Consider the following 23,369-nt stretch of genomic DNA (forward strand, 5'->3'; position numbering starts at 1 on the left):
TACAATGCTGGCGTGGCTCAAATTATTGCCATTTTACAGCTCAGAAAACTCGCTTTCAAAGCCTTTAAAGATTATGAACAACAGCGAAAAGCAGGTTTGGATCCCGTATTTAGCCCTAAGAAGTTGGGGATTAAAAATACGGATGAATGGGATAAAGAATAGGAGACAGTATTTGATCAAAAAAACGTCCGATTTGTACCAATAAATCTGTCAAATACTAGTTGAAATTTGCATAACAACTTTAAAACGCAAGAGTTATGCAACGCAGAAAATTTTTATCCTTATCCACTGCCGCAGCTAGTACTGCGGCAGTAAGTGTATTAAGCGCAAACGCAGCCTCAAAAATCATCGACAAAAATGGTTTTATCGTCAAAGCAGGTGAAGCTCGCTCGGGTGTGCATACGCCTTTTCAGGGGGTAAATCCAAACGATGTGAAAATTTCGGGCAAAGACACCGATGGTCAACTGGCTGTTTTTGAGTATATTGGTACGCAGAAAATAGGCCCGGGCCTGCACGTGCATTTTCACCAAGACGAAATATTTTACGTTGTTGAGGGGGAGTACCGATTTCAATTAGGAAATGAAAAATCTATCTTGAAAGCGGGCGATACGATTTTTCTTCCAAGAAACATTCCTCATACATGGATTCAGCTTTCGGACAGGGGCAAACTCATTTATACCTTGCAGCCTGCGGGTCAATTAGAAGCGTTTTTTGTAAAATTGAATACGTTAAAAGGAGTACCTACACAGGCTGAATTTGATAAAATCTTCTTGGATCATGGTATGAAGAATGTAGGTCCACCATTAAGCTTAGAATAAGATGATTCTCCGAGATGTTATTCCCAGTCCAGCACTACGTGAGTACGTCAGAAAGCACCAAATCATCCGTTTTGTGTTTGGGACAGGGGTGGTTCCCCCCAGTAAAGTTTACTCGCCCCGTCCCGAACACTGCCTTGTTTTTTGTCTCAGAGAGCAGCAAAATATTGGTTACGAAGGTCTTGCACCTCAAGCCTACCCCAAATGTACTCTTAGTGGGCAACATACTACCGTTACTACTCGGTACGTCGCTTGTGATTTTTGGGTGTTGCAAATTGTTTTACAACCGAGTGCCGTGTTTCGTCTAACGGGCATACCATCGTATGAACTCACCAATACGTTTATTGATGCCGAGGCCATTTGGGGTAAAGACATTCGAACCGCTCACGAGCAAATGTGCAATTCGGAAGATATTGAGGAGGTGATTATAATTGCAGAATCATTTCTGGAAAAGATTATACGTCAATCCAAACGGAATTTACACAGCGTGGATAAGGTAGGCTCGCTTATTTTAAACCAATATCAATCTATTTCGATAGACCGACTTGCTGACCAGATATGTTTAAGTCCACGGCAATTTCATCGAAAATTCACTGAACGAATGGGCATTGGGCCTAAATTGTTTGACAAAGTTGTTCGATTTGAAAAAGCATTTCGTATGAAAAATGCGTATCCTCATTTAGATTGGCTAAGTATTGCAATCGCTTGCGGTTACTACGATCACCAGCATCTGGCCAAAGACTATAAAGATTTTACCCATCTCAGCCCTGGTGATTTTTACAAAGTAGACACCCAAGCACCTGAACGAAACTTTGGGTTGAGAGAAACGTAAAAATGTCCATTTTTTCCCACCAATTTCTGCGTTTGAATGGGGAGTTTTGCATAATAAACAACCTAAAATCAAACAAATATGAAACGCAGAAACTTCTTGACCGTTGCCGCTACTGGCGTAGCCACTCAATCTCTTTTGGCCCAGAAAACGGTCACCACTAACACACCTCCGTTTGTGGTCAAAGCTGGCGACGCCCGGTTTGGTGTTCATACACCTTACAAAGGAGTTAACCCAAATGACCTTAAAATTTCGGGCAAAGATACCAATGGTCAATTGGCTGTTTTTGAGTATATTGGCAACGATAAAGTGGGTCCTTCTTTGCACGTACATCACGAACAAGACGAGATTTTTTCCATTATTGAAGGGGAGTTTTTGTTTCAGGTAGGAGATAAGCAGTTCACGGCGAAGGCAGGAGATACCGTTTTTGCCCCGCGAAAGGTTCCTCATACGTGGATACAGCTCTCTGAAAAAAGCAAAATCATTTATTACGTCCAGCCTGCTGGTAAAATGGAGGAGTTTTTTCTGACAATGAATGAGTTGAAAGCGCCGCCTACGAAAGAGCAAGCGGAAGAAATTCATAAGACCCACGGAATGACCGTGTTAGGTTCAGGATTAACGATAAAATAAACCCAAATTGCTCCGATTATGGTAGCCATCTACGATTATCGACTTCCAAGCCCTGCCTTGCGTGAATACGTGAGGCAGTTTCAGATTGTAGGCTGTGAATTTCCGCGTTCGATGACTGTTTTACCCGTAAAATCGTATTGGCCTCGTGCCGAAAATTGCTTGTCTTTTTTTCCGAAAGACCCCGAAAAAGTGGAATATGGATTTGATGGCAAATTGGTGGCAAGTACCCGGTCGCGCTTGTATGGGCAACATTCTATCGTTACAAACCGCCACGTAGGGCGGGATTTTATGGTGTTTCAAGTGCAATTCCAGCCCGGGGCTTTGTTTCGTCTTACGGGCATTCCTTCCAATGAATTGACAAACACGTTTTTGGATGCAGAGCAGGTGTTTTCTACCGAAATACGCTTAGTCAATGAGCGATTGAGCTATGCCAATCATTACACCGAAATGATTAAAATTGTAGAAAGTTTTTTGTTGCATTTGATTAAAAAAGCAAAAAAAGTGGAACAACCGATTGATAAAGTAAGCCGTTATATTTTACAAAACCCTTCGACTGCTTCTTTGGACTGGCTTGCCGATCAAGCTTGCTTGTGTCAGCGGCAGTTTTATCGTCAATTTGTTCAGAGAGAGGGCGTTAGTCCGAAATTGTATGCTAGAATTGCCCGATTTGAAAATGCCATGAAACTAAAAAATGCCCAACCTTCCAAGGATTGGTTGAGTGTTGCCATTGACTTAGGGTATTATGACTACCAACATTTAGTACGGGATTTTAAAGAGTTTACCAATTTAACACCTAACGCCTTTTTTCTACAGGACGGTCAATCACCCGAACGAGCCTTTGGTGTTGTGGAGACGTAGACGTAAAGATTAGCTTAAAACCTTACAATAAAATCCCAAATTCAGGTTGTATTTTTTCGGGTAAATTATCTTCGCCCAGCATATCACGCAGGTCAATTTCAATCGTACGAACGATGCTGCGCAGCGGAATGTCGTTGAGTAAGCCTTCAAAAGGATTTTCACTCACGTCGCCCGTGTATTCCATCAGCATAAACACCCACGTAACTACCAAGTTGAACGGAATCAGAAGCCATAAGAGGCTTTCACCGAGTTTAACAAACTCTCCAATCATCCCAAAAGGCAGCAAAACAATAAAGATAAAGATGTAAATCAAACTCGTAGTGGCGTATTGGCGCGGAAAAGGCGTGTTTTTGATGCGTTCCGATCGGCCTTGCTCGGTGTAGAAATCAGTAATGAATTTTTGTAATTCTATATGACGAAAATGGTCTATCATACCCTCGCGCCGCAACCTGACTAAATGCTGGGATTGCCTGTCCAATAGTTGTGTTGCACCGTTTTTCTTGGTTTTCAGCCACTCAATTTCTTCGGGTGACAGACAGCGGGCTAAGTGTTCTTCAATAGATTCTTGTTCTTTGGCCAATGCTTTGCGTTGTCTTTTGCTGGCAATGTCTTCATGTTCCCACGCGGTACGTTGGGCCATTGCGTTTTTGAGCACATGGAGCCAGCCGATATGACGATAAATAAGCGTGCGTATTTCCTGGTTTATCTTGGTTTGTGGTACAGGATGCTCCGTAAAATCGTTGTTAACATAGGCCCTGAGCGTAGCTCCAAACGCACGACTGGAATTGGTAATTGCGCCCCAAATGATGCGCGCTTCCCAGTTGCGGCCGTAGGCTTGATTGTTTTTGAAACCTACATAAAAAGCAGTGGCCGTACCGATCAATGACATAGGTAGCCACGGAATCGCGACCCACTTCCAACCGAGGTATTGGTAAACGAAAATGGCCAAACTTCCCGTAATTAACGAAGCCAAAATCATTCTCCAAGTGTAGAAATAGATAATGACGAAATTAAGATGGCGCTTTATGTACATAAGTATCGGTTTTTTGACCAAAAATAAGAAGGGATTTCATTTTAGCAATAGCCCATTCTTAGTTTCACTGATTGGCATTTACAGATTCATATGCATATTTGAATATCAAAGACGAAAATTCCAATACGCAACAAAATGGAGGATTTAACGTCATTATTTAAAATAATTTACTATTTAATTACTATTTATTAAAAAAAATGTAGCATTTTTGAATCAGCGTATAAACCTTGAAATAATACCTAAGTCAGATACTCACGGTAAATCATTGTTTTGTATATTTACTATTTTCTAAACCATTTAAACACACACTTATATGAACACCTCACGTCGCGATGTGTTAAAACTAGCAGGAGCGGCCCTTGCAAGTACTGCATTTCCATCCATTATTGTTCCAAATCGTGCTTTTGCGGGCATCAACAGTGACACCCTCAAAGTGGGTCTTATCGGTTGCGGCGGCCGTGGCTCTGGCGCAGCGATGCAAGCCCTCAAAGCGGATCCCAACGTAGTTTTACACGCCCTCGGCGATATTTTTCCCGAACGCTTCGATACGTGTTTGGAAGGATTGCGCAAAGTACACGGAGATAAAGTAAAGGTGGACAATGAGCGCAAATTCGTGGGGTTTGATGCCTACCAAAAAGTGATTGATTCGGGCGTTGACGTTGTTTTATTGGCAACACCTCCGTTCTTCCGTCCGTTGCATCTTGAAGCGGCCATCAACGCGGGTAAACATATTTTTTGTGAAAAACCAGTAGCCGTCGATGCGCCCGGTATTCGTAAGGTCATGGAATTGGCAAAGGTTGCAAAAGAGAAAAACCTTTCGCTTGTGTCGGGCTTTTGCTGGCGCTTCCACGAACCAAAACGTGCCGTATTCGGCAAAATCAACGATGGTTCGATTGGCGAAGTAATGAGCATTTACAATACCTATTATACGGGCGGTGCCTGGAATTTTCCGCGTCAGACTGGTTGGTCAGATATGGAGTTTCAGTTGCGTAACTGGATGTATTATACATGGTTGGCGGGTGACCACATCGTAGAGCAGGCCGTTCACAGCATCGACATGATGTCGTGGGCCATGGGTGATGTTTTGCCCGTGAGCGCCGTCGGAACGGGTGGCCGTCAGGTGCGGGTTGACCCGCTGTTCGGTCATATTTTTGATCACTTTGCCATTACTTACGATTATCCCAACGGGGCCAAAGGCTTCCACTTCTCGCGTCAGCAGGAAAATACCGAGCGCAGCTACTTGGTTGAGACCTTCGGAACCAAAGGCCGGGCGATGGCCAATTGCTCGCGTCCAACGCACAAAATTGAAGGACAAAATCCGTGGGAATATTCGGGCGTACAGAATGATATGTACCAAACCGAGCACAACGAATTGTTTGCTTCTATCCGTAACAGCAAGCCAATTAACAACGGTGAGTGGATGGCCAACAGCACCATGATTGCCATCATGGGCCGGATGGCGGCGTATACTGGTAAGAAAATTACCTGGGAAGATGCCATGAAATCAACCGAGAAGCTTGGTCCTGATTCGGTTAATTTCGAGACACCTATTCCAAAAATTGAAGTGGCTCGCCCTGGATTTACGCCTTTCATTTAAGTTTAAAATGAGTGTCCGTTAGTTGTTATCTGTAAAAACTTATCCGTACTGGATGAATGATTACTGTTAACAATTAACGGATATTTTATTTTCGGATAAACCAAAACCTCTCTCATGCAAAGAAGAACATTCATCAAAAATACCGCCGTGGCGGCCTCAGCGGCGGTAATAGGCGTCGATACGTTTGTGCAGGCTTCTCCCGTGGCGCCACCGCTGATTAAGAAGAGCTTGAAATACGGAATGGTGACCGAAAAACTCTCCGTTCTTGACAAATTTAAACTCCTGAAAGACCTTGGTTTTGACGGTGTTGAGTTGGATTCTCCCAACGACATTGACCCCAAAGAAATATTGGAAGCCCGCGACAAAACGGGTTTAGAACTGCCGGGAGTAGTCAATTCTGCGCACTGGAAATCGCCGTTGTCGAGTGCCGACCCTAAAGTGCGGGAGGTGTGCTCGAAGGCAATGGAAAAATCCCTTTATGATTGCAAAATGTACGGCGGTACTACGGTGCTATTGGTGCCTGGCGTGGTCAATGAAGGCACAAGCTACAAAGAAGCCTACGAGCGTTCTCAGGCCGAGATTCGTAAATTGATTCCGATTGCCGAAAAAACGGGTATCAAAATCGCGCTTGAAAATGTATGGAACAACTTCCTCATTAGCCCCGTGGAAGCCGCTCGCTATGTGGATGAAATCAATCACCCGCTGGTAGGTTGGTACTTTGACGTGGGCAATATCCTGCGTTACGGCTGGCCTGAGCATTGGATTGAAGCACTCGGCAAACGCATCATGAAGATTGACATCAAGGAGTTTAGCCGTAAAAAACAACAGGATGAAGGCCTTTGGAAAGGGTTTAACGTGGAGTTGTTGGAAGGAGATTGCAACTGGCCCGTAGTCAACCAAGCCCTCGCCAAAATCGGTTATTCGGGCTGGGCATCGGCAGAAGTGCCCGGCGGCGACCGAAAGCGACTAGAAGTCATCAGTCAAAAAATGGACGGTATCTTTAAAGCAGTATAAATCAAAAAAGGCAAGTCGGAAGGCTTGCTTTTTTTGTGTTCATTCGACAGATGATTTGAATGGTAATGGCAAAAGATGTCGTTTTTTTACTTGTCGCCTTTTGAGTCGAACGGGTACTTTTGCCTGAAACATAACCCTTCGAAATGATGAAAAAGCTTTTGTTTTTATTGACAATCGTCTGTCTAAATCCTTTTTGTTTCGCGAAAAAACAGTCGTCTCAAACTTATTTGTTGGTACATGGAGCATGGCATGGCGCTTGGTGCTGGAACAAAGTAGTTCCGCTTTTGACCGCCCAAGGGCACAAAGTGGTAGCGATTGACCTACCGGGTCATGGCACAGATACCACGCCTCCCGACGATGTCACGCTCGACCGCTACGTGTCTAAAGTGGTGGATGTGGCCCAGCAAACGGGAGGAAAAGTGGTTTTGGTGGGCCATTCGATGGCAGGAGTGGTGATAGCTCAAGCCGCCGAACAATTGGGATTAAAGAAAGTAAGTAAGCTGGTGTTTTTGGATGCTTTTTTACCCAAAAACGGTGATTCAGTAAGCTCATTGGCCCAGCTGATTGAAGCAACTCTACCCAAAGATACGAGCCGAATTACCATCGGGAAAGCATTAATTGTGGCTCCAAATCATAAAACAAGTACTTTCAAACCCGATTTGGCTGATGTGCTTTTTTACCATGATTGTACCGATAAAGACCGACAGTTTGCGCACCAAAACCTTTCACGGCAAGCTTTTGCCCCGTTAGGTACGCCTGTCAGGCTAACGGATGCAGTGTATGGGAACATACCAAAGTATTATATTCTGTGTACTGAAAGTAAAGATTTGGATAAAACACTGCTGCCTACCCGGGTCAAGTGCGAGCGCGTGTACAGATTGAAGTCGAGTCATTCACCTTTTTTGTCAATGCCCGTTGAGTTGGCAGCCCTACTTCAACAAATCTGAGGGCGATTGTGGGGTATTCTCGGGAATGTGATTAATTTTGTCTTATATCGACTAAGTTTATGATATTCAGGGAGATAATGCCGAGCTTGACACTGCGGCCTTTTGTCCAAAATTATCTATTGGTCAATCTCAATTCGACAATAGGTCATCATATTAAACCTTACCCTACAAGAATTGAGCAAGCCTTGGCATTTTTTGGGCGTGGTGGAATTTATTCACATGATTTGACGGCTGGCCATAGTTTTAAAGTAGCCCGTAGTGCTGTATTTGGGCAACAGGTGAGCCGGCTCAATTTTCAAAACTATTATGGTCCTGATTTTTTGATGTTGATGGTTATCTTTCAGCCGGGAGCTATGTATCGTTTGTTGGGCATTCCGAATCATGAGTTAACGGCGGCTTACCATGATGCATCGGCCTTGATTCACCCCGAATTGCTGAAAGTAAGCGACCAAATTGCCGACGCCAATAGCTACGAAGAAATGATTGAACGTGCGGAAGAGTTTCTGATTGGCAAAATTAGAAACGTCAAGAAGGAAAGTTCTCCAATTGATAAAATTGGGCTGCTGCTGCAGAAAAACCCCGCGCAGTTTTCGCTGGATTGGTTGGCAAGTCAAGCCTGCTTGAGTCCGCGACAGTTTGAACGTAAATTCAGTGAGCGCATGGGGATTGGTCCCAAACTGTATAGCCGCATCAGCCGTTTTTATCAGGCTTTTCAGTACAAAGAAGCACAGCCCCATTTGGATTGGCTAAGCGTAGCAGTTCATTTTGGGTACAGCGACTACGACCATTTAGCCAAAGACTTTAAGCAGTTTGCCAGCGTTACGCCTAACATCCTACTAAAAGAAAATGCCCAACGACCCGAAATCATCGTGGATTTGCAAGTTTGATGCGCAATGAAAGCTCGATAAGCCCGATTCAAATTCTCAAATCCCGTCAGAAGGCCGTACCTTTGCGGCATGAACAAGAACCAACCCATTTCAACGATACTTTCCAACGTAGGAGTTGAAGCATTAAATCCGATGCAACAAGCGGCCCATAAAGCCATTTTGAACAATAATAACACGTTATTGATATCTCCAACTGGCTCTGGTAAAACGCTGGCCTTTCTGTTGCCACTGGTACAATTACTTCAACCTGAAAAACAGACGGTTCAGTGTTTGATTCTTACCCCTTCGCGTGAGTTAGCAATGCAAATTGAGCAGGTATGGAAAAAAATGGCCACGGGTTTTAAAGTAAATGTGTGTTATGGAGGACACGCGATGGCGACCGAAATCCAGAATTTTAGTCAGCCCCCGGCGGTCTTGATTGGTACTCCGGGTCGAATTGCCGACCACTTGACCCGTAACTCATTTTCGTTGGACGATATTCAGACGCTGATTCTGGATGAATTTGATAAGTCCTTGGAAATGGGCTTTCAGGAGCAAATGGCCTTTATCATGGACGGTTTACGAAATCTCACCAAACGGGTGCTGGTATCGGCCACGGCGGGCATCAAAATTCCTGGGTTTGTGGGATTGGTCACGCCCACCATTGTCAATTTTACGCCCGAAGAAGAAGGCCCGCAAGCTTTGGTGATGAAGGCCGTGATTTCGGAAGATAAAGACAAGGCCGATACATTGTTTCGGCTGATTTGTTCACTACATTCGGAGTCGGCACTGATTTTCTGCAATCACCGCGATGCCGTGGAGCGAACCTGCGAATTGTTAAAGGAAAGGGGCGTTCAGGCGGCTTTTTATCACGGTGGCATGGACCAAGATGCGCGCGAACGCGCATTGATTCAGTTCAGAAACGGTAGTGTCAATTATTTGGTTACCACAGATTTGGCTGCGCGTGGGCTGGATATTCCCGAGATGAAACACGTTATCCATTATCATTTGCCCATCCATGAGCACGAGTTCATTCACCGGAATGGCCGAACGGCCCGAATGCACGCCACGGGCAATTCTTATTTGATTTTCCAAAAGGACGAAGTGCGCCCACAATACGTGGAAAACAATATGATCGAAATCCAGCTTTTGGATACCTACCCATTGCCCAACCCACCCGAATTTGTGACGATTTATGTGAGCGGTGGAAAAAAAAATAAGCTAAACAAAGTGGATATTGTCGGTTTTTTCTCCCAAAAAGGCGAACTTGAAAAAGGAGATTTGGGGCTGATTGAAGTGAAAGATTATATCTCCTTTGCCGCCGTAAAACGCTCGAAATACAAAGCGCTGTTGGAGAAAATCAAGGAAGAGAAAATGAAAGGTAAAAAGTATAAAATTGAAGTAGCGCGGTAGTTTTTTGCGCAAGTGCTGGTGTTTTTTACCCCTAATTATTTGTCCGTTGGCGTGAAATTATTCCTGCAATTTTGGAATTAAATTCCAAAATTGCAGGAATAATTTTTCTTGGTACTTATGCGCAAACTCTTTCGCCACTGCTTTATATTTTTATTCGTTTTTTTGTCAATTTCCGTTGCTCATTCCCAGCCCAAAACCCACGTTTTGATGGCGCAGTTGCTTACCGAAAACCAACATACGGTTTTTCAGGACGTGGTCAGGCATCCCGAAAAATACCGCCTTCAGATTATCTACACGCAAATTGACCGCGACAAAAACAACAAACCATCTTTTAAAAATTACTATTTTAACCTCGACAGTCATATTTACTTCAATCCTGCTTCGATTGTTAAATTACCCCTTGCGTTGTTGTCTTTAGAAAAGATTAATAATTTGAAAATCAATGGATTAGATAGGTTTATGTCGATGCAGTTTGATTCGGCGTTTAGCGGACAAACCAAGGAGTGGAAAGATGAAACGTCGCCCAACGGATTTCCGTCGATTGCCCATTTTATCAAAAAAGCCTTTCTGGTCAGCGACAACGACGCCTACAGCCGGATGTATGAATTTGTGGGACAGCAGGCCATCAACCGCGCATTACACGCCAAAGGATACCCAGATACGCGCATCACACACCGTTTTGTGCGCATGACTCCCGAAGAAAATCGCCATACCAATCCCGTAAGGTTTATCCGCGAAGATGGCTCGCTTTTGTACGCCCAACCTGCTGCGTATAACCCTGAACCGTTTGATTTTAGTCGAATTGCCAAAGTGGGAAAGGGGTATATGAACGCCAAAGATAGTCTCATCAACGAGCCCATTGATTTTACGACGAGGAATAAATTACCACTGGAGGCTTTCCAACAAATGCTACAATCGGTGATGTTTCCTCTTTCAGTGCCAGCTAAGCAGCGTTTTGAGTTGACTAAAGAGGATTACAAGTTTCTGTATCAATACCTTTCTCAGTTTCCGGGAGAGACCAATTATCCCAAATATGACGGAAATCAATACTACGATAGTTACGTCAAATTCTTTTTTCAGGATAGCACCCACCACCAATTGCCTGAGGGCGTGCGAGTGTTCAACAAAGTGGGCTGGGCGTACGGTTTTCTGACGGACGCGTCGTACGTAGTAGATTTCAAAAATAAGGTAGAATACATGCTTTCGGCAACGGTGTACGTGAATAGTGACGGAATTCTGAACGATAATAAATATGAATACGAAAGTGTCGGACATCCGTTTTTGTATCAGTTGGGGCAAACGATTTATCAGCATGAGTTGGCGCGTAAAAGGGCTTATCGGCCAAACTTGAGCAGGTTCAAAATCACGTATGAGAAACGCATGAAAGATACCCGGCCCGTCATTAAAGACGTAGACAATTAAAATTGGGGTGAGCGCATACCGTTTACTAAATTGATTGGTTAAAGTGCGGTTTTTTGGTTTATTTCTGAAATAAACCTCTACTTTCTTTCATGCCCAAGTATTTACTTCTCCTTTTAGTTGGTAATATGAGTGTTTTTGGACAATCCCCCCTCCAATTGATGGTAGTATCACTTTTTTCCCGCTCGGAATTGGATCAACGCAAGAGAAGATATGGTAAAAACGCAGTTCCTGCGGTCAATCAGGCCTAATTATCCCTTTGTTAAATTTATAGTTCAGCTCCAAACAAATGAGCTTTGTCTGGGGCTGAACTATTCTTATTTCAAAGCTTCTTTGATGCTGATGAGTTTGATGTTGCGCTCGGCAATTACCTTTTTGACAGCGGCGCTTGTGAACGCCCGCGTAACGCCTTCGCGGTCGTAAGCCACGTTTTCGTAGCCAATATGGCCCACGCCTTTCATGTCGCCGTTGTCGTAGCCAGGATGCTCAACCAAAAAATGTGTGCCTGGCGTAAGTGCTTTTAAAATGGCCACTAAGTCTTGTTCTTTTTGTTCGGGCGATTTGGTCGCTCCCCCAAACCCTTTGATTGGTAGCGTTCCCTGTGGCATTTGAATAGGTAATTTATACTCGGCCGAAAGCCGTTCAGTGAGTGCTTTCACCTCGGCGTTGGCGTTTGTGCAACCCATGTGCGCGGAGAGGTGGCTGGCCCATGGTAGGTATTTTTTGACCAACTCTATCTGCGCCCGAAATTCACGTTCTACTTCCGCGATATTGATGGGTTTTTGGAGTAGGTAAGCGCTGTTTTTCAGGGTTTTGTTTTCCCAAATAAACTGCGGGAAATAACCGTCGGCGTCGGTGAGGCTTGGGGCGTTGGTCAAGGGCCGCCATTTGAGGTTTTCCCACTCACTGGTGAGGCAGAGATGTACGCCTACGTCGTAGTTGGGTTGAGTTTTGAGCATTTTGACGGCCTCCATAAACCACGGTGCCGTAGCCAGAATTTCTACCGAGCGGCTGATGCCGTCGGTGTATACTTTCATACAGGCTTCGTTGGCCGTGTGGCAAAAGCCAATATCGTCGGAGCGGATGATTAGTCGGATTTCATTGGAGGTTTGAGCCATCGAAATCTGAATAAAAAGGCTGAAAAAAAGGAGGTATTTCATGCGGTTGTCAGGGTGATAGTTGGTCCTTTTATTGAAGAAATTCAACGTATAAATATACTGACTACCTAAAGAAGGATGCTGGATAGGAGGTTAAACAAAAAAAACGAGTGTGCTAGTGCCTTGGAGTTACAACTTAGGTGTTTCGAGCCTTTCTTTTTTCTGCTGTTGCGAAAGCTTATAAGTAAGGTATGTCTTTTTGGCGAAATGGTATCCTTTAATTAGAAAATAAGGTATAAATAGCGGGGATATAACCAGCAAGCAGAGACCTAAAATGATCCCCAGAAGAACCCTGACTATTTTTTCAATAAGCTTCATTGTAGGGGTAGAATTGTAACAAAACGTAATTGTTATGCAATATACGCTAAGATTACACTTACTGAAAAATAACTTTTGGGTATATTTAATTTTTTGTGTTAAATGCCCAAGAAATGGAGCCTGATGCGTTAAGATAAGGTCAGGATAAAGCAAAAAAACGTCCCCAAAGCATATTGAAAGAAGGAGTCCAACGAACAATTTGGTGTTATTTTTGGCCCTGAAACAATCGTTCAGCCCCGCCGCCAATTATCCAACACTACCGTAATTCCTACGTTCAATTACCTTCTAAAGCGGAGAAGGAGTGAGTGATTAATTGATTACCCATTTATTACCGCTTGATAACAAAATGTGTTATTTCTTGCTTTTCAGAAATATGTCAAATATATTTATAATAGTATATATTTGGCTGTAGCTGTTCCGTGGGAAAAGTGCGAGGGATAGCATCTGTCAACTCAACGACCCTTTCCTGAACCGCTACTTTGATGAAACTCTACGCAATGCTCATTGGGATTAATGATTACAGCCCAAACTCTGTTCGTTATATTCGCCCACTTCAAGCCTGTCTCAATGATGTAGCCAATGTAAATGCATTTTTGAAAGTTCATTACGGTGATTTGATTACGGACGAAGGACAAATTCTGGAAATTACCAACGCGCAAGCCACCCGCGAAAACGTCATTAACGGCTTCAAAAACCACCTCACCCAAGCCAAAGAAGGCGATGTGGCGCTGGTGTTTTACTCGGGGCATGGCTCCTATGGCGTAACTGCCCACGAGTTTCAGAAATTTAGCACCGACCAACAGGAGCAAACTTGGGTATTGTACGATAGCCGGGAGTCTGGCAAATATGACTTGGCTGATAAGGAAATTGCTTTATTGTTGGAGAAGGTAGGCCAACGAAAGCCGCATTTGGTTGTTATTGCTGATTCGTGTCATTCGGGTTCCATCACACGAGATGTTGCTGAATTTCAGCAAATGCAACCTCGTTTTACTTCGGGTACTACCGAGCCGCGACCGTTGAAAACTTATTTGGATGGGGCTTATACCCAACGTCCGGATTTGATAATTCCAAACACCAACCACTTATTAATCGCAGCTTGCGACCGTAAAGAACGAGCGTGGGAAGCCGATGGGCACGGGCAATTTACGAAAGCATTGTTAAACGTGTTAGAGAAAAACGGCGGGCAGATTCAATACGCAGATTTGTTTGTGCAAGTACGGGCAGCCATTAAAAGTGAAACCCCAAATCAAACCCCGCAGCTTGAAACGATTGGGAGTGTCAGTGCACGACAGGGCTTCTTGGGACGAAAAGTATCCGCAGGGCTTCTGTCGCGTTACCGAGTACATTTTGAAGGAGGGAAGTGGTTGATAGATATAGGTACAGGGATGGGGTTAGATCAGAGTGTCATGAATCAAAATCCTGAAATTCAATTGTTTGAGAGTGTAGTCGATGGAGTGCTTGTAGGCAAAGTGCGGCTCACGGCGATTAACATTACAACAAGTACGTTAGAAATCACTGAAGGAGAGCCAGAGGAAGACAAAACATATTGGGGCGAACCAACAAACTTGTCCATAAAGCCTTTCTATGTGTATGCCGATCAGGAAGTTACTAACTTGGTTCAAGCGGCTTTTGACGCAGTGAAAGAATCAGGGCTTATCTTAAGTCAGGAAGCCAAAGCGTGTCGTTTTAAACTTGTGCTTGAGAATAACACTCTGTACATTGTTGACCTCACCGCCCAAATAAGAGTGCAGGGAGTGGAAGGGACGACCCTTGAGTCGGCTCAACAATTGGTGGAAATACTTCAGAGTTTAGGGCGTTGGAATCGTTTGTTGGAGCTGCAAAACCCCGACACAGAACTCGACGAATCGAAGCTTGATTTTGTGCTGAAAGTAAAAAAAGGTAGTGAAGAATACCTTTGTTCTGATGCAGTAGTGACATTGGAGTATGACGCTAAACCGATTTCTTTTGAGGCTTTTTTTGCGAACAATACCCACCAAAGTCTCTACGTGGCTTTGCTACACCAATCACGAAACTATGGCATACAGGTACTCAAAAACGACTCCCAAGCGATAGAGGCAGATACTGCATTGACCTTGGTCAAAAATACATTTACGCTGAACCCGAAAAACAACGAGGAAATCGACACCCTCAAGTTATTGATTTCCACCAATCTTATTGACAGTTCGCTGCTTTCTCAAAAGGATTTAGTGTTAGGAAAAGTGTGGAAAGCGGGAGGTAACGACAAAGGCTTAGGTTCAACAAGAGGTATCAACGAGCTGCCTCAATCCGATTGGTTGACTAAAACTATTACTGTGCGTATTGTTCGAAAGGGGAAAGAAATCGCTGGCGAAATGCCCATTGTGGTAGGTAAAGGCATCGAAATACAAACGCATTCGTCGTTTCGAGGGAATGTGAATTGGGCGTCGCTGTTGCCCAAAACACGGAGTGTCACTGAATTGGCCATTCAAAATGAATACTTTCTCACGAATCCCTATTACCAACTTGTTTCATTGGAGGAAGGAACCAAAGGAACTGACGATAAACATATTTTGGAAATCGGAGACATTCAAAACTCGACAATTCTCCAAAATGAACCCTTGGTTGTGACAGTAAAGCTGCAGGAGGGAGACGACATAACATTGCCGCTGTTTTTTGACGGACAGGACTTTTTGCCTTTGGGTAAAGCAACGTTGGACGAACATGGAAACTTCCGCTTTGAAATTACCCAAATCCCTGACGAAAAAGGCGAAGCCAAAACCCGCAGTTTAGGCTCTGCCTTGCGTATGGTATTTGTCAAATTTGCCAATAAAATCGGTTTGGGCGGCGAGACGCAATTGTTGCGTTGGGTAGATTATGAAGACGATGCTAAGCGGAAATCGGAAGACTTGGAAAAGAAAATAGCCGAGGCGAACAAAGTATTGTTGCTCGTGCATGGCATCATCGGCGATACCGAAGAAATGGCTAAAACCTTCCGCATAGCCCGTGACAAAGGTTATGATCTGGTACTGACCTACGACTACGAAAACCTCAATACCCCCATTGAAGAAAACGCCCGTATTCTGAAAGAAAAACTGCTGAAAGCTGGCTTTGGCAAAGTCGATGGCAAAGAACTGGTGTTGGTGGTTCATTCGATGGGCGGGCTCGTGTCGCGTTACATGATTGAGCGCTTGGGTGGAGATGAATTTGTGGACAAGCTCATTATGGCAGGTACGCCCAACGGCGGCAGCAAGTTTGGCGATGTGCCCGGCTACGTCAATTGGGCCTCCGTGTTGCTGGGACTGGGTACAAAAATTTTCCCACCCCAAATAGGAGCCGTAACGGGCTTTTTATCCGGTTTTTTGAAGGGGACAAATGCCGTATTATTCAAAGCATTGAGTCAAATGAGTTCCGATGATGAATTTATCAAAGGCCTCAATGCTGGCAACCCACCCCCGATTTCTTATGTGGTGTTTGGAGGGGATTTGAATACCTACCTGACTGCTAACGATGGCATTGCACTGATGGAAAAAGCGGTAGCGCAGATAGGAGGGTGGGTCTATAAAAATGAGAAAAATGATATTGCGGTGAGCATAGAAAACATTTTTAAGGTACGCAACACACCCACCTATGAGCTCCCCTGTCATCACCTCAATTATTTTGCCGTGTCGGATTCCATAAAGGCGCTGAAGGAAGCATTATAAATAGACGCACTATGGGAGGTATGCGCGGGTAAAGCGAGGCAATGTGAAATATTTGTTGGATAAAAAGGCCACGAGTATTTATTAGCAGAGACATTAGAGGAAATAAATATTTCTACTACTGCTTTAGATTTACATGGCAAACAATTGACCAAGATTCGTCCCAGTATTTTTCAACAACCTAAGTTACAAATACTGCTACTGTATGGGAATGAACTTACTTCTGTACCGTCTGAACTGGGTAATCTAATTAATTTGCAAACGCTAGATTTGAGTTATACCCCCCTGAGGAGTCTTCCTGCCGAGTTGGGTAAGCTGACGAAGTTGCAAAAACTGTATTTGAGTAGTTGTCCAATACCCGAAAAAGAAAAACAGAAAATTAAAAGTTGGTTACCTAATTGTAAAATAGAATTTTAGTGGCAAAGCCGGGAGAGCCCTTTGTTTTGTAAAAAGTATAAAATACCTCAGCTCCGGCGAGCTATCTTTGATTCTTTACATAGTTTTTGGGGTTAATAAGGAAACGCCCGGTATGGAAAAAGTGGTGGCACAGGTAGGAGAGCGGATTTGCTTTTAACCTTTATGTCAATTACCTTGTTCAACGAAATTTGCTTTTAAACCCAATACCCTCAATGTCAACCCTTTTGCTTACGTTTGCCAATAGCGAAATCAATCGTTTGCTTACACTTACCAAGGAATGTGAAGGAGTAAATGAGGCCTTGCAAAAACGGTTTGCCCAGGGAGATTTTGTGGTCATTGATGAACCTTTGGCCACGCGAAAAAAGATCATTGATCTCATTCAGGCGCACAAAGACAACATCAGTCTGTTCCTGTTCAGCGGTCATGCCGGGCGCGACCAACTGCTACTGGAAGATGGCGAGGGGCACGCCGAGGGAATTGCCGGGATGCTCGGACACTGCCCCAATCTCAAATTGGTGATTTTGAACGGATGCTCTACGGCGGGGCAGGTGAAACTATTGCTTGAACTTGGAATTCCGATGGTCATTGCGACCAGCGCACCCGTGGAGGACGAAACCGCCGTTCAGTTTTCCATTGCCTTTTTTAAAGAGCTGTCCCAAAATCATAATTCTGTTAATAAAGCTTTTTCCATCGCCCTTGCCGCCGCAAAAGTGTATGGCACCATGGATAGGGTGGAGATCACTAAGCGGGGCTTGGAGATTGATGAAGTGGACCAACCCCTGTGGGGGCTTTACTACGGAGCGCCGTACGAATCACTGCTGGATACGTGGCGATTGCCCGAACGAGCCGTTACGGACAGTGTTCCCAATCAATACCTTCGGGAAGCGATTACCGGTATATTTGAAGAACAACTCAGGAATACTGAGGAGAGTGCCAATCCGCAGGATATTGTGCTGAAACGTCTGCCTTACCTCATCAGCGAACCGATTCGAAAACTGTTGGCCCCGAGGGATGCCTCCGCTCAGGTTTTTTATGACAGCCCTTCCGAAGACCGCGCCGCGATGTTGCTGTATGCCTATCGGAGTCTGATCAACTTTCTGACCTTTAGCCTGTTGGGGCAGTTGTGGAAAGAAAAACTCAGACAGCCGGCGTTAGACCTTTCCGGTCTTACCGAAACGCTGAAAAAATGGATGGTGGAAGAGTATAACCAAGAATCGAAACGCTCGCTTTTGCCGCTCTACAACCAACTGATTGAGTTGATGAGAGTCAATAATATTCCTTTTTTCTTTGATGAGTTAGACGACGCATTGCTGAAATTGAATGAACCGGATTTTGCTGGATCCATTTCCTTTTTGGAGGAAAAATTGGCGGCTACTACCTCCCGGAATCAACAATACCTCCCTCTCCTGTGCGATGAATTGGAACAGCACGTGGCGGTTTTACTTTATTACTACGGGTTTTTGGTGCATTATTCGCTTACCTCCGTCAAAGACATTGAAGTCCTGTTTTACATGCACGAGTTGGAGGCTCGGTATGAGCATAAGGTGGTGAGGCTACAGCAGCAGGTTACGGCCCTGGAAGACAGTACCGAAATGAGTACCGTTTACTACAAAACCGCCAGTATCTTACTTCGCCGTACCAATGATAAAACGCGGTACCTGTATCTGTCTCCGTTTCTTATTGACGAAAATGCGTATACCAAAACGACGAAAGCCAACCTGCGCTACTTTGCTTCGTTTAGCCGCACCGGCAAACAGTTTTTCTTTAAGCACGTCTCTAAACCTGGAGACGTATTGGAAATCAAGAAAAAGTACGTGAGTCCATTGGAAAGGATCAAAGGGATAAAATCGGACGAGAACGATTACTATCAGTTGATCAATGAACAGTTTGGAGCCTTTTGTAAAACCGTACTTGGCCAATCTCTTGACACCCTATGAAAAGCCCCTTCAAGTTTTTAGATCCGTTTACGCTATCTGACCGCGACGCGTTTTTCGGTCGCGACAAAGAGATAAAAGAGCTCTACAAATTGGTATTCAAAACCCCCCTGCTGTTGATCTATGGGTTGTCGGGTACGGGCAAAACGAGCCTGATCCAGTGCGGTCTGGCGAGTCAATTCGACGGCCCGGATTGGCTTCCTCTCTGGATACGGCGGCAAACCAATCTCAACGAATCGTTGGCTGGCGCTTTAAAACGGGTATTGCCCAGCGCGGAGGGAGAGATTCCTGCCCAAATCTCGCAACTTTACCGGCATTATTTACGTCCTGTTTTTCTGATCTTCGACCAATTTGAAGAACTCTTTATTTTGGGAAAACCCGAGGAGCGCGACCAATTTGTAAACACCCTTAAAACCATTTTGGATGACGAACTGCCTTGTACCATCCTGCTGATGATGCGGGAAGAGTACGTGGGACAACTGTATCCGTTTGAAAAAGCCATTCCCAATTTGTTTGATTTTCGGATGCGCGTGGAGCCGATGGACACGGCCAACGTAAAAACAGTTTTACGCGATTCGTTTCAAAAATTCAATATTTCTATTGGAAATCCACCACAGGAGGAACGACTGGACGAGATCATCCAGAACGTAAGCTTGGGTCGTTCGGGCATAGAACTGCCCTATTTGCAGGTATATTTAGACCTGCTGTACCGCGAAGATTTTGCCCGTACTTCTTCCGGGCAAAACGTCATAGAGGATCAGTGGCCAAGGCTGGAGTTTACCCGGGAAGAAATAAGGGACTTCGGCACGATTACCAACGTACTTGAAAAGTTTTTGAAAGAACAACAGGAAAGGATTCTGGCTCAATTGATGAAACAGGACCCCGGCATTCCGGAGAGTACAGTAAAGTTGGTTTTGGATGGATTTGTGACCGACGAAGGCACTAAGCGGCCTATTAGCTACGGGCGCCAAGACGGGCTGCGGATACCCGATAAGGCCCAAATGAAGTATTTCCCCCCCCTTTCAGCGCCCATTTTAAGCAGCTGTTTGAAAGAACTGGAAGCGGCAAAAATCCTTCGTTCAGACGATGACAACATTGAATTGGCTCACGACAGCCTGGCGCATATCATTGACCAAAGCCGCACGGACGAACAAAGACAACTGAACAACATAAAGGTGTTGATCCGTTCATTGTTAGCTAATCTGTCAAAAACAAACGAATACATGACCCGCAAGCAGCTTGTGATGTTTGAGAATAGTTATCCAAAGCTGAATGAAGAAGAAAAACTGTTTTTTGAAAAAAGCAAGCAGTACCGAGATAACGAAGAAAAAGAAGCCTTGGATAGAGAAAAAAAGCGAAATGAAGAATTACAAGTAGCACTTAATGAGGCGCAGGCCGCTAAACAGGTAGCCGAAACCGAACGTATAAAAGCCAATGAGGAAAAAACAAGGGCCGAGAAAAATGCCCTGAAGGCGAAAAGATTTTCGTATGCAGCCTTTGCAAGTTTACTTATTGTAGTGATAGTAGGATATTTGCTATATATAGCAGAAGAAGTTAGAGTTAAAAATGAACAAGAAAAAATAGCGAATCAGCAAAAAATGAAGCTTGATAGCATGAAAATTCAGCAAACACAACTTGAAAATTTAGCTAATATAAAAAAAGCGGAAGAGAATTCAGTTTCTCTTAAAGAAAACCAAATCAGTGTCTTGCTTGGGAAAGCGATAAATTTTAAACGGGCAGAGGTTAGGGATGAAATGAAAATCTGTCTGGATTCAGCTCGCACTATTATTGAGATTCACATAAAGGATAATCATAAAAAGAATTCTCTCCTAAAGGAAATAGCTAAAATTGAAAAATAAAAATCCTGCAACTATGAAATTTGTATTTACACTCAGTATTTGTTTGGGGTTTTCTATGTTTTTGTTTGCTCAATCCTCTGATTGTTATCAAAAAACAATCAAAAGCGGTATTGCTAAAAAAAAAGCAGGAGATTTTAAAGGTGCTCTCAATTTATTTATTGCCGCGCGTAGTTGTGATCCTAAAAAGATTGTGGAAATAGATAATGAAATTGATAATTTATTTGAGGTAATTTTAAAATTAAAGAAAGAGGCTAAAGACAATGCAGATAAACTGATAATAAAAAATGGGGAATTAATTGAAACTCTCAGAAAATTAAAGGTTGCCAATGATTCAGTAAGAACAGTAGTTAGAGACTTACAGAATACACTAACCCGGGTGGAAGAAGAGCAAGATAAAAATGAACGCATTATTAATTCATTCTACTTTTATGATAATCGTTTTGGGTTGGTGGTACAAAAAAAAGGCCCAATTGATGAAATAAAATACGGCTATATTGACAAAGAGGGGGAATTAAAGATTGACTACCTCTATGACGAAGCAACACCCTTTGATGAGTATGACGGCTACGCACTAGTAAAACGAATAAATAATGAATATCTATTAGATACGTTAAAACAAGAATACCAGTTAAGTAGTGATATTGACAATCTGGATAAAAATACAAATGCCTTGGACCTGCGAAATAATCAGTTTAGTGCTATTCCACCTATTGTATTCGATCAATCGCAGTTAAAGATATTACTTTTAAACAGAAATTATTTGCCCGTTTTGGATGGTCGAATCGGAAATCTAACGGCATTGCAACACTTGGATTTGGGCAGTACAACTCTTAAAACCTTACCGCAGGAAATTGAAAAGTTGAAATCTTTAAAACGTTTGAACTTAGGAAATAATACAGATTTAAGTCTGCCTGAGCAAATTTGGCGCTTAAAACAACTTCAGCATTTGGATTTGAGCGGGGTACGACTTAAAAACCTGCCAAATGAAATCGGACAACTAACGAACCTTAGCCATTTGGACTTAGGAGTTACAGGGTTAAAAAGCCTGCCTGAACAAATCGGTCAATTAAGAAAATTAAAACACCTGGATTTGAAAAATGACAGTATCAGCAGTTTACCAAAAAAAATAGGGGAACTAAAAGAATTGCAATTTTTAAACCTTTCCAATAACAGCGGCCTTACTGGTTTGCCGCCCGAAATTGGAGCATTGGAAAATTTAAGAACGTTGGATTTAAGCGGAACAAACATAAGCAGCATTCCGGCAGATATAGGTAAACTTAAAAACCTTCAGGTACTATATGTCATCAGTGTCAACCTGGGGGAAGTTCCTGAGCAGATCACTGAATTGAAGAACTTGCAGGGGTTAAATTTAAATAATGGGGGTTTTAGTAAACTGTCTCCAAAATTAGGCCAATTGAAAAAACTGCAGTTTTTGGCCTTGTGTGGCAAAAATCTTACCCTTATTCCTGAGCAGATAAAGCAGTTAACAAGGTTGGAAATTTTGTACTTAGGGAATACGGAGTTGAATAAAATTCCTGAGGAACTATGGGGGTTAAAAAGTTTACAGGTTTTGGATTTAGGGTCTAATAAATTAAATCAAATTTCTTCTAAAATAGGAGAGTTGACATTGTTGCGACGATTGTATTTAACCAATAATAAACAACTTACAAGCCTACCTGATGAAATTAAAAAGTTGAAAAATTTACAATTGCTGAATTTGAAAGGATGTTCAATACCCTATCAAGAGGTAAATAAAATAAAAAGTTGGCTGCCCAACTGCCAAATAGAGTTTTAGCTGTCACCCCCTCCGCCAATTATCCAATACCACTGCCGCGGCAATTCCCACGTTCAACGATTCTGCCCCGCCAAAGCGCGGAATCGTAATTTTGTGGGTAACGAATTGTTCGACCGCTGGCCCGATACCGTTTGATTCATTGCCCATCACGATATAGCCTGTATCGCCGAATTTGGTTTGGTGGATGTTCTTTCCTTCCAAAAATGTACCGTAAATAGCGGCTCCTTGTTCCTGGCCCCGTACTTTTTCAAAATATACATCTAATTCCGTATAATACCCTCTCACGCGCGTAAAAGAGCCTTTGCTTGCGGCGATGACCTTGGGATTGTACCAGTCGGTGGTGGTTTGTGAACAGATGATTTTGGTGATGCCGTACCAATCGGCAATGCGGATGATGGTGCCGAGGTTGCCGGGGTCACGGATGTCGTCGAGGACGAGCACGTATTCTTTTTTTTCGGCATACAAAAAATCATTGTCTTTCGTTTTTACAACGGCCAAGGCAGCATCGTTGGTTTGCAGGGTACCCGCCCGGGCGAGTTCGTCGGCGGTGGCGATTTCGAGGCGAAAAGGTTGTTTCTCTAATTTTTGCGTATTTTCTTTGTAAAATTGCTCCGTAACCACCACCAATTCGGTCTGAAAATCAGCGGTTAAGAGTTCCAAAACACTTTTGGCACCTTCTACCAAAAAAGCATTGTGTTCCAGTCTGAATTTCTTTAATTGAAGTGAGTGAAGGTATTTTGTGAGATTTTTGGATAACATTTGCGTGATATATCAATTTTCAAAAAGGATTC

At 43.5% G+C, this 23,369-nt stretch carries 19 protein-coding genes; 16 read left to right on the plus strand and 3 right to left on the minus strand.

Annotated elements, in window-relative coordinates:
- The first annotated feature begins 12 nt into the window (after window positions 1-12).
- The 5 genes from DR864_RS01645 to DR864_RS01665 all read left to right on the plus strand — a co-directional run bounded on the left by DR864_RS01645 (window position 13) and on the right by DR864_RS01665 (window position 3,132).
- On the plus strand, window positions 13-162 hold the full coding sequence (locus DR864_RS01645; protein ID WP_205319183.1) for a hypothetical protein: 150 nt from the start codon (window positions 13-15) through the stop codon (window positions 160-162).
- Between the two features lie 95 nt (window positions 163-257).
- Window positions 258-818, plus strand: a complete 561-nt coding sequence (locus DR864_RS01650; protein WP_114065307.1) for a cupin domain-containing protein — start codon at window positions 258-260, stop codon at window positions 816-818.
- A gap of 1 nt (window position 819) precedes the next feature.
- Window positions 820-1,647, plus strand: coding sequence for a helix-turn-helix domain-containing protein (locus tag DR864_RS01655; protein WP_114065308.1), 828 nt, complete (start codon window positions 820-822; stop codon window positions 1,645-1,647).
- 78 nt (window positions 1,648-1,725) lie between these two features.
- On the plus strand, window positions 1,726-2,274 hold the full coding sequence (locus DR864_RS01660; RefSeq protein ID WP_114065309.1) for a cupin domain-containing protein: 549 nt from the start codon (window positions 1,726-1,728) through the stop codon (window positions 2,272-2,274).
- Between the two features lie 18 nt (window positions 2,275-2,292).
- Window positions 2,293-3,132, plus strand: coding sequence for a helix-turn-helix domain-containing protein (locus DR864_RS01665; protein WP_114065310.1), 840 nt, complete (start codon window positions 2,293-2,295; stop codon window positions 3,130-3,132).
- 22 nt (window positions 3,133-3,154) lie between these two features.
- Here DR864_RS01665 and DR864_RS01670 read toward each other — a convergent pair whose 3' ends face one another.
- On the minus strand, window positions 3,155-4,165 hold the full coding sequence (locus DR864_RS01670) for a bestrophin family protein (RefSeq protein WP_114065311.1): 1,011 nt from the start codon (window positions 4,163-4,165) through the stop codon (window positions 3,155-3,157).
- A gap of 313 nt (window positions 4,166-4,478) precedes the next feature.
- Between DR864_RS01670 and DR864_RS01675 the strand changes: the two genes are divergently transcribed.
- The 6 genes from DR864_RS01675 (at window position 4,479) to DR864_RS01700 (ending at window position 11,424) form a co-directional block, all read left to right on the plus strand.
- Window positions 4,479-5,762 (plus strand): Gfo/Idh/MocA family protein, encoded by a 1,284-nt coding sequence (locus DR864_RS01675; RefSeq protein WP_114065312.1) that lies wholly within the window; start codon window positions 4,479-4,481, stop codon window positions 5,760-5,762.
- Window positions 5,763-5,876: 114 nt separating this feature from the next.
- A complete protein-coding gene (locus DR864_RS01680; RefSeq protein ID WP_114065313.1) occupies window positions 5,877-6,776 on the plus strand; it encodes a sugar phosphate isomerase/epimerase family protein in 900 nt (299 codons plus the stop codon).
- 143 nt (window positions 6,777-6,919) lie between these two features.
- Entirely contained in the window at window positions 6,920-7,723 is an 804-nt protein-coding gene (locus DR864_RS01685; protein WP_114065314.1) for an alpha/beta hydrolase, read from the plus strand.
- Between the two features lie 77 nt (window positions 7,724-7,800).
- Window positions 7,801-8,610, plus strand: coding sequence for a helix-turn-helix domain-containing protein (locus DR864_RS01690; protein ID WP_162793503.1), 810 nt, complete (start codon window positions 7,801-7,803; stop codon window positions 8,608-8,610).
- A gap of 69 nt (window positions 8,611-8,679) precedes the next feature.
- Window positions 8,680-10,002, plus strand: coding sequence for a DEAD/DEAH box helicase (locus tag DR864_RS01695; RefSeq protein ID WP_114065316.1), 1,323 nt, complete (start codon window positions 8,680-8,682; stop codon window positions 10,000-10,002).
- Window positions 10,003-10,209: 207 nt separating this feature from the next.
- Window positions 10,210-11,424, plus strand: coding sequence for a serine hydrolase (locus tag DR864_RS01700; protein ID WP_229599493.1), 1,215 nt, complete (start codon window positions 10,210-10,212; stop codon window positions 11,422-11,424).
- 314 nt (window positions 11,425-11,738) lie between these two features.
- Here DR864_RS01700 and DR864_RS01705 read toward each other — a convergent pair whose 3' ends face one another.
- The gene (locus DR864_RS01705; protein WP_114070112.1) at window positions 11,739-12,581 is read right to left on the minus strand and encodes a ChbG/HpnK family deacetylase; all 843 of its coding nucleotides are present in this window, start codon (window positions 12,579-12,581) and stop codon (window positions 11,739-11,741) included.
- 797 nt (window positions 12,582-13,378) lie between these two features.
- Here DR864_RS01705 and DR864_RS01715 point away from each other — a divergent pair.
- The 5 genes from DR864_RS01715 (at window position 13,379) to DR864_RS01735 (ending at window position 22,578) form a co-directional block, all read left to right on the plus strand.
- Window positions 13,379-16,576 (plus strand): DUF7379 domain-containing protein, encoded by a 3,198-nt coding sequence (locus DR864_RS01715; protein WP_114065319.1) that lies wholly within the window; start codon window positions 13,379-13,381, stop codon window positions 16,574-16,576.
- A 108-nt stretch (window positions 16,577-16,684) separates the two neighbouring features.
- Window positions 16,685-16,990: a leucine-rich repeat domain-containing protein gene (locus DR864_RS30510; protein ID WP_374755790.1), complete on the plus strand. Its 306-nt coding sequence runs from the start codon at window positions 16,685-16,687 to the stop codon at window positions 16,988-16,990.
- Window positions 16,991-17,202: 212 nt separating this feature from the next.
- Window positions 17,203-18,927 carry a CHAT domain-containing protein gene (locus DR864_RS01725; RefSeq protein WP_114065321.1) on the plus strand — a complete coding sequence of 575 codons (1,725 nt, stop codon included), beginning with the start codon at window positions 17,203-17,205 and terminating at the stop codon, window positions 18,925-18,927.
- Window positions 18,924-20,783, plus strand: a complete 1,860-nt coding sequence (locus DR864_RS01730) for an nSTAND1 domain-containing NTPase (RefSeq protein ID WP_114065322.1) — start codon at window positions 18,924-18,926, stop codon at window positions 20,781-20,783. The genes DR864_RS01725 and DR864_RS01730 overlap by 4 nt, the downstream gene beginning before the upstream one ends.
- Before the next feature lie 13 nt (window positions 20,784-20,796).
- Window positions 20,797-22,578, plus strand: a complete 1,782-nt coding sequence (locus DR864_RS01735) for a leucine-rich repeat domain-containing protein (RefSeq protein ID WP_114065323.1) — start codon at window positions 20,797-20,799, stop codon at window positions 22,576-22,578.
- Between the two features lie 3 nt (window positions 22,579-22,581).
- On the opposite strand, the gene DR864_RS01740 is transcribed toward DR864_RS01735, so the two are convergent.
- Entirely contained in the window at window positions 22,582-23,337 is a 756-nt protein-coding gene (locus DR864_RS01740) for a TrmH family RNA methyltransferase (RefSeq protein ID WP_114065324.1), read from the minus strand.
- Between the last annotated feature and the right edge of the window lie 32 nt (window positions 23,338-23,369).

The organism is Runella rosea, assembly GCF_003325355.1.
GTDB lineage: Bacteria > Bacteroidota > Bacteroidia > Cytophagales > Spirosomataceae > Runella > Runella rosea.